The organism is Microcystis sp. M49636_WE2 (assembly GCF_030065375.1).
In the GTDB taxonomy this organism is placed as follows: Bacteria; Cyanobacteriota; Cyanobacteriia; order Cyanobacteriales; family Microcystaceae; genus Microcystis; species Microcystis aeruginosa_C.
The window spans coordinates 1-8162 of sequence record NZ_JASJFG010000867.1 but is presented as its reverse complement, the minus strand read 5'-3'; the positions used below and the strand labels follow the sequence as shown (position 1 = coordinate 8162).

Below are 8162 nucleotides of genomic sequence, written 5' to 3'. Positions count from 1 at the left end.
CTCCTATTACAGACTGGAAAACATATTTTTCAGCAAATTTCTGGCACGTTAAAATTGAACCTAACAGTATCAATGGATTGAATAAAGCTTCTGCAATTGATACTCTTCAACTAAGGGGGGTGGATTTACAAAGGTTTATTCGTAAATTAGGAAGCGTTTCTGAAATTACAATACTGGAAATTGTAGCCGCCATTGCTACTGTAATCGAATTTGAGATCTAACAAATCATTGCACCCGACTAATAAAAAGCGACTGATGCTGGAAAATAGACCAAAATGGCGGGTGAATTCAGCTGGTAGGGTGCGTTCCCTAATGTGGTACTACTCCACCGATCGATTTTGGGGAACGCACCATGCACATTGATGGAAACTGTGGATTTAAGTGCGATGTCGAAGGCACTGCGTAGCAGTACACCGCTCTGGTGGGTTAGGTTAACGGCAGACCCCCAACTGTGATCTTTGACTTCATGCCAATTTGTGCGGACTGTATTCAGGTGTTACCTGCTGTGATAGTTAGTAAGTGAGCCTGTTCGTTGAGTTGAGGAGTAAAATAGGAGAAGTCCTAATCTAAGATTTAGTAATGGATAGAAGCATTATAGAACGGCAACCGCTAATTGAAGCAGTCAAGGCTCTCCCTGATGAGGCTTTAGTGGAACTGTCTAATTTTCTTGACTATCTTCGCTATAAAGCAGCCTATCAAAGAGAACTGACCACTCATTCTTCTAGTTTTCTGCTTGCAGTTGCAGGTTTAGGCAACTCTGGTCAAGAGGATATTTCAGAACGTGATGAAGAGATTCTAGGCAATGAGATTGATCCGGTGTCCGGCTGGAATCTTAACCCAAGCAATTCAGTATGACGGCGATACTTGACACCAGTTTTTTGTTTGCCTTAACCGATCAGGGCGATCGCAATCATCAACGGGTGTTGGCTATTGCTCAAAGCGTGAATGAGCCATTGGTTCTACCTGTCGTTGTCCTGCCTGAGGTCTGCTATCTGATTGCATCAAGATTGGGCCACCAAGCAATGCGCCGTTTTGTATCCAGTATGACACCTGATGCGGTTCAAGTTGAACCTGTAATCCCAGAAGACTTGGTACGAGTGCATGAGATATTGGAACAATATGCTGACAATCAGCTTGACTTTACAGATGCAGCGATCATTGCCATAGCTGAAAGGCTTACTATTACTCGCGTTTACACACTTGATCGCCGAGATTTTTCGATTATTCGTCCAAGTCACTGCGATTACTTTGAGTTATTTCCTTGAACCGCCAGCTAACACTGCGTGGCAGCGGACGGTCAAAATTCGTCGCTGCTGAGCTTGCTTTCTAATGCCGTCGCTGATTTGATCCGTTAGCGATCGAGCGCGCTACGCACCGATCGGGTTCTGGACTTCCCCGTTGACAAAAAGGCATAACCTGTGCTGTAGGGGGGATTAAGAGAATTTCCGATACCCTCTTACTGGGTACAAATTAAGAAAACCTCTAATAAATCTAACGCCGTACAAACTCCTCGTCAATAGCAAATCAGGTTATACTTCACACCCCACACCCCACACCCCACACCCTACCCCCACGAAAAACTTTTTCAGCAGACCCTACCTATCGATCCCATTTTTACCTATTCTAAGCGCAGGATTTCTCCACCTCTAGCTATAGATAATTCTGCTGCCTGGAGGATTTTGACTAATTCCGTCCCTACCGATCCCGAAGATACAGGAGAATCGACACCCGTAGCCACCGACTCTAAAAAATGTTCGCACAATGCTTTCAGGGGTTCACCATCGGCAATAGGGATAGATTCCGTCTCTTGTCCCCGGGGAATAAAATAGGCTTCCTGACGTTCAAAATAGCCCTTTTGTCGGGTTAAAGGCGATCGAGAGTCTAATTCATTAAAAATTAAAGTCCCTTCGCTGCCAACTATTCCTAAGCGTCGCTGTTTATCGGGATTCAACCAACAAAGGTGAATAGTCGCTTGAAAACCATCGCCATAGATCAGGGTTAACCAGACTAAATCGGCTAGATTAGGTTGTAGCCAGAAAGTTCCCCTCGCCTGTACCGATACTGGTGTACTATTTAACCAATGATTAAAAATCGAGATATCGTGAATAGCTAGATCCCACAAAGCGGACACATCCTGACGAACTGGCCCCAGGTGGGTGCGAGTGGCATAACCATAAAGAGGTTTACCGATACCCCCGGATTGCAGGACTTTTTGTCCAGTGATAACGGCGGGATGAAAAAGATAGGTATGATCAACTAATAAAATACGCTGTTTTTTAGCCGCTAATGCCGTTAATTCGGCACATTCTTGGGGATTGAGGGTTAAGGGTTTTTCGGCGAGGACGTGATAACCTAAATTAAGAGCATCTTTAATCAGGGGATAATGGCTGATGGCGGGAGTAACGACGACCACAGCCGAGATTTCGGGGTGATTGCGAATAGATTCCCAGTCATTGGCTAAAATAACCTTATTAGTATCGAGATTAAATTGATCGCGACAGAGACGGAGTTTTTCAGGGGAGGGATCAACGATCGCCACTACTTGCGCTGAGGGATGTTGAGAAAAATGACGGACGTAATGCACTCCCCAACGTCCTACCCCTAAGATAGCGATTCCTGTGGACATTTTGCTTACTCAGATAAATCAATCTAGTTTATCTTAAAAGGATTAGGCGCAATTGTTAATTGATTCTGAGAACTGGAAGGGATTATGTTAAAATTTTTTATCGATCGAGGGGGAACTTTTACCGATATCGTGGCGATAATCGATCAACCAGAAATTATTGAACGACTAGCTAGAGATGCCGCTAGATTTCTGATTGTTCCCCTTGCCGATCAACAGTGGATTGTTCTCTATAAACTGCTCTCGGAAAATCCCGAAAAATACCCAGATGCAGTCATTCAAGGGATCAAAGATATTAGCGGTTCCCTAGATAACATCGAAGTGATCAAAATGGGAACAACGGTAGCCACAAATGCGCTGTTAGAAAGAAAAGGAGAGCGCACGGTTTTGTTAATCACCAAAGGTTTTAAAGATGCCTTGAGAATTGGCTATCAAAATCGCCCCGATATTTTTGCCCGTCAAATTATTCTTCCTTCTTTATTATACGAACAAGTTATCGAAGTGGCCGAACGCTACGATCGTCAAGGACAAGAATTAATCGCCGTTAATCCCGCCCAAGTTAAAGCCGATTTAATACCAGTTTATCAAGCGGGTATCCGAAGTTGTGCGATTGTTTTTATGCACGGTTATCGTTATCCTGACCACGAAAAACAAGTGGCAGCCATTGCCGAAGAAATCGGCTTTACTCATCTAGCCATTTCCCACCAAGTCAGTCCTTTAATGAAACTGGTATCCCGGGGAGATACCACGGTAGTTTCTGCCTATCTATCGCCAATTTTACGCCGCTATGTTGATAGTATTAGCCAGCAATTACCGAAAACTAGCTTACTATTTATGAAATCCGATGGCGGTTTAGTCACCGCCGATAAATTTCAGGGTAAAGATAGCATTTTATCTGGTCCTGCGGGGGGAATAGTCGGGGCAGTACAAACCAGTTTAAGGGCGGGATTTAGCAAAATTATCAGTTTTGATATGGGAGGAACTAGCACCGATGTTTCTCATTTTCAAGGGGAATACGAGCGCCAAACAGATAACGAAATTGCCGGCGTAAGAATGCGAGCGCCGATGTTAAGTATTCACACCGTGGCCGCTGGTGGGGGTTCGATTTTAGTCTATGATGGTTATCGTTTTCGGGTCGGACCAGAAAGTGCCGGAGCTAATCCGGGACCTGCCTGTTATCGACGGGGTGGCCCATTAACAATTACCGATGCTAATGTTTTGTTAGGAAAAATTCAAGATGCCTATTTTCCCGCTATTTTTGGAGAAGAGGGAAATTTACACCTAGATAGAGAGATTGTGCTGACAAAGTTTCAAGAATTGGTGGCAACAATGGGGGGTAATAATAGTCCTGAAATGTTGGCTGCGGGGTTTATTCAAATTGCCGTAGAAAATATGGCTAATGCGATTAAAAAAATCTCTCTACAAAAGGGTTATGATCTCAGTGATTATACTCTTTGTACCTTTGGCGGTGCCGGGGGTCAAGTGGCTTGTTTAATTGCCGATACTCTGGGAATGAAAAGCATTTTTCTCCATCCCTACGCCGGGGTTTTAAGCGCCTACGGCATGGGTTTGGCCGATTTGAGGGTAATTAAAGAAAAAGCGATCGAACAGCCGTTAAATGCCGATTTAATCGGGGAGTTACTCCCGGAAATGAACGAATTAGAAGTTTTAGCGGGTCGGGAATTAGAGGGTTATAATCGGGTGCGGCAGCAAGTTAGTTTAAAATATCAAGGCAGTGATGCCACTTTAGCGGTTAATTTTAGCGATCAAATGCGTCAGGATTTTGAACGGGAACATCAAAGACGTTATGGGTTTAAACAAGAACAAAAAGCTTTAATTGTTGAGTCGATTGCCGTGGAATTGATCCAGACTATGGACAGTCCCCAAGAAGCAATTTTAACCCGCACCCGTCCGATGGGAGAATTACCTCATATCCTCGATCGAGTAGCGGTTTTTATGGCTAATCAATGGCGGGAAACGCCAATTTATCAGCGTTCAGATCTGGAACCTTTTGATTGTCTGGCAGGACCGGCAATTATTATCGAAAAAATTAGCACGATTGTGATTGAACCGGGTTGGATGGCAAAATTAACGGAGAAAAATCATTTAATTCTCTCCAAAGATTAGCTAATTGAACTACATAGAAATATCTACGGCAGTTATTCTAATTGATCAATTCTCATTTCGCCGAGGTATTTACGGAGATAGGGAGAAAAAACCTCGTAAATCAGGGTAAGGGGTTGGCGAGCGTGCCAAAATAGGTAATGACGACCCCAAAAAGCTCCTTTTTCCCCAAAAGCTATTTCTAATTCCGGGGAATGACCGTAATAAAGTCCCTGCACATCGCGATACAATTCCGTGTGCAGCCGCGAGAGACTTTCCCAAATCGGTAGGGAACGATTTTCTAGATATTCGTCCACTTGATTGGCAGACCACCAAGAAGCGGCATAGGCTAACCTTTGACCGCTCGCTGTGCGTAACCAGACTTGACGACGCAATCTCGGCCCCGGAATCAGGCTAATTTTCATCGGTGCGCCATCCTCATCATCGCCGATGGGGGACATATCGATCACATCCACTTCCGTTTTTTCACCGGTTAAAAGTTGTAAATGACGGGTGGGAGAACCATCACCGAGAATTAAAATCTGCCAAGGAGGCGCGAGTTGGCTATGGGGTAAACCTTGTTTAACATCGGTTTCGTCTCCTTGCCAGAGAGGGGACAGGGAGTACCAAGGAGGATTAAGCAGGGGCTTTTCTTGGGGGCGGAGGATAGCAGTCAAGGTTTGTTACAAAACTTTATGATTTTTTCATTAATCATAACACGGGATTTTTGTCTGCTGGCGATAAAAGCGATCGCCTTGTTCCAATCCTCTCTAAATTTTTCGGTTAGCAGATGCAATCTTGCCAAAGGAGATCGGCTATTTTGATATTAACGATAGAAAGGTATCAAAATCTGGAGGAGTTTTTGTAATCTTCTCAGGGCAATTAATTGTCGAATCTTGGGATTAATTTGGGGGGAATAAATGCTGGTGGCTAATTGTTCTTCTAGTAAGGCATATTCTGCCGCAGTTAGGGGTTGATTATCCAGGGGCGATCGAGCCGAAGTGATAATTTCTGCTCGTAAAACTTCTTCGGGAATATCTTCAGGAGAGGGCAAAGCAAGGGCTTTTAGGGGCGAGAAGAAACCGATCGAGATGAGGATGATAATTTTGATCGTTCGCTGCATTTAATTTAAACCGGGGGGCAATTTTTCTCGACACTGTTGATGAATTTCCCCGATTCTAGCAAACAACCAGGGATATTTTTGACGATAACTGGGAATTAGAGCCAGAGGACTGAGTAGGGCAGTGGCGGCAATATCGGCTACACTTAATTTATCCGCCACCAAATAGGGCTGATTTTGCCAATATTCTAGAATCTTGAGGGCATTTTCTAGGCGCTCCTCCGCTAATTTTACCCTGGCTGGGGTGATTTTATATTGTTGTCGCACGATATTAATAATTATTTGACTACTCAGGGAAGAATCGATCGCTTTTCCCTCTCCAGCGCGATAATTATAATAGACAAATCTCGTCGCTACTCCAATACTTTCATCTAACCAATCCTCTAGTAACCAAGCTTGATTTTTCTCCTTTTCCCCATCGGGAATAAAAGAGGGGAAAGGAACTACTTTTTCTAAATATCTGAAAATGGCAGTAGAATCGGCAATAATCTCATCTGCTGCCATTAAAACGGGGACAGTGGTTAACCCTTTAGTTAGGGGTCTGAGTTTGAGAATATGTAGTCCAGGGGTGAGATTTTCTACTTGGTAATCAATCCCCTTATAACCTAGTGCTAAACGAGCTTTGCGACAGTAATGAGAGGTGCTAAATTGAAGTAAAAGCATTAATTGTTGTTGATTGCTATAGTAGTTATCAGTTATCAGTTATCAGATTTGAGTTTTAAGTGACCAGTATGTATTAAGCGAGCAGTATTATTCCTACTGTGTTTTCACTGATTACTGTTTACTGTTAAATGAATTGGCAATAGGTCTATACTATGAGCAAACCCTCCCTTTTTTCGGCTGTTTCTCGTCCTTATGCGACTAATTCACAAGCAAAAGATCCCTGGTTAGCGGTCAATCTCTCGATGTTTTTCCCCGGTTTGGGACAATGGTATGCTAGCAAAAACCAAAAAGCAACCATTTGGGCGATCTCTCAAGTAATATTAATAATTGTGACAATTTGGTCAATTTTTAGCCCCAATGGCCCTGTAAGCTGGGGATTAGGGGGAATAGTTGCTCTGGTTATCGTTTACATTAGCAATATTTTTGACGCTCACTGGACTGTTTATGATTCCAGACAGAATAACAGCTTAGAGAAAATTCCCCGGAAACAAAAAAACCCATGGTTTGCCGTCTTCGCTAACCGGATTATGCCAGGTTTGGGGCAATTGTACGCCGATAAGGTGATCTTAGGGATAATTTTTCTGACTATATCCCAGATTAGCCTGAAAATGGATCATTTTTTGACCAATATCCTCTTTCTTACCCCTTTAGTTACAGTGATCGCTATTTATCACGTTTATCACACTTTCCCCGATCAATTCCACCCCCATCGTCACACCTATCGTTCCATTTTGGCACTGATGGTGGGAGTGATTTTTACTTGGGGAATTATCTGTAATTATTTTCCCAATTGGTTACATCAAAAAATAGAATTTTTCCAGATTCCGAGCGAATCCATGCTACCTACCCTCGCAATAGGTGATCGCGTTTTCGTCAGTCAATCCAGTAATTATCAAGCGAAAAGAGGCGATATAATTGTTTTTAGAACTCCGGAAAAAATTAGGCAACTAGATCCTAAGTCTGGAGATTTTTTTATCAAACGAGTCATCGCTATTGCCGGAGATACCATTGAAATCCGCAGGGGTAAAGTTTATCTCAACCGGCAAGTTATCGAGGAACTCTACACCGCCGAGTTAGCCAATTATGAAATGGAATTTATGACTGTACCCCCAAAAACCCTGTTTGTTTTGGGAGATAATCGTAACCATAGTTTTGATTCCCGTGATTGGGGTTTTTTGTCGGAAAGTTATATCGTTGGTCAAGCCTATAAAGTTTACTGGCCCCTCGATCGTGTCCAGTCTTTGTTATGATGGGGATGACTATTGATTTTCAGCTATCTTCAAGGGGTAATTTTAATCCTATCTACTTATTAGCGAGGAAAAACCTAACCGCAAGAATTTTGGCTCTCTTGGATTTGGTGGGTAAAGTGTATTCTAAGATACATTCCTCCTAGCGAGGGGGTGGAACGAACCACAAAGACACAAAGGACACAAAGATTAATCGATCATATAGCATTTACATTTGAGACGTGGAAACCAATTTCTGAAAAAAATGCTATAATCTAAGTCAATGTTTTAATAACTTTAATTATGGACAAGGCTCAGAAAATCAAAAAAGATATCGAGGAACTAGATAAATGGATTAAAACGAATCCAGATTCAAGAGAATTAAAAAGAGCTATTGCCGTTAAACTATCTTTACAAGGATGGACTT

The 8162-nt window shown here is 42.8% G+C and carries 9 protein-coding genes; 5 read left to right on the top strand and 4 right to left on the bottom strand.

Annotated elements, in window-relative coordinates; translation table 11 throughout:
* The 3 genes from PX484_RS19875 to PX484_RS19865 all read left to right on the top strand — a co-directional run.
* The coding region (locus PX484_RS19875) for a type II toxin-antitoxin system PemK/MazF family toxin (protein ID WP_288105232.1) at positions 1-221 on the top strand (221 nt) is incomplete at its 5' end.
* A 358-nt stretch (positions 222-579) separates the two neighbouring features.
* Positions 580-855: a hypothetical protein gene (locus PX484_RS19870; RefSeq protein ID WP_287767814.1), complete on the top strand. Its 276-nt coding sequence runs from the start codon at positions 580-582 to the stop codon at positions 853-855.
* Positions 852-1265 (top strand): type II toxin-antitoxin system VapC family toxin, encoded by a 414-nt coding sequence (locus PX484_RS19865; protein WP_002758126.1) that lies wholly within the window; start codon positions 852-854, stop codon positions 1263-1265. Before PX484_RS19870 ends, PX484_RS19865 begins: the two co-directional genes overlap by 4 nt.
* Positions 1266-1618: 353 nt before the next feature.
* Here the strand turns inward: PX484_RS19865 and PX484_RS19860 are convergent, their stop codons facing one another.
* Positions 1619-2626, bottom strand: coding sequence for a Gfo/Idh/MocA family protein (locus PX484_RS19860; RefSeq protein ID WP_287669626.1), 1008 nt, complete (start codon positions 2624-2626; stop codon positions 1619-1621).
* A gap of 84 nt (positions 2627-2710) precedes the next feature.
* On the opposite strand from PX484_RS19860, the gene PX484_RS19855 reads away from it, so the two are divergent.
* Entirely contained in the window at positions 2711-4750 is a 2040-nt protein-coding gene (locus PX484_RS19855; protein WP_287767816.1) for a hydantoinase/oxoprolinase family protein, read from the top strand.
* A 32-nt stretch (positions 4751-4782) separates the two neighbouring features.
* Here PX484_RS19855 and PX484_RS19850 read toward each other — a convergent pair whose 3' ends face one another.
* The 3 genes from PX484_RS19850 to PX484_RS19840 form a co-directional block, all read right to left on the bottom strand.
* Positions 4783-5403 (bottom strand): chorismate lyase, encoded by a 621-nt coding sequence (locus PX484_RS19850; RefSeq protein ID WP_287669630.1) that lies wholly within the window; start codon positions 5401-5403, stop codon positions 4783-4785.
* A gap of 149 nt (positions 5404-5552) precedes the next feature.
* Positions 5553-5849, bottom strand: coding sequence for a glutathione S-transferase (locus PX484_RS19845; protein ID WP_287767818.1), 297 nt, complete (start codon positions 5847-5849; stop codon positions 5553-5555).
* Complete coding sequence (locus PX484_RS19840) at positions 5850-6509, bottom strand: glutathione S-transferase family protein (protein ID WP_287669633.1); 660 nt, start codon at positions 6507-6509, stop codon at positions 5850-5852.
* 152 nt (positions 6510-6661) lie between these two features.
* Here PX484_RS19840 and lepB point away from each other — a divergent pair, with 152 nt between their 5' ends.
* Complete coding sequence (gene lepB, locus PX484_RS19835) at positions 6662-7759, top strand: signal peptidase I (protein WP_287767820.1); 1098 nt, start codon at positions 6662-6664, stop codon at positions 7757-7759.
* The last annotated feature ends 403 nt before the right edge of the window (positions 7760-8162 follow it).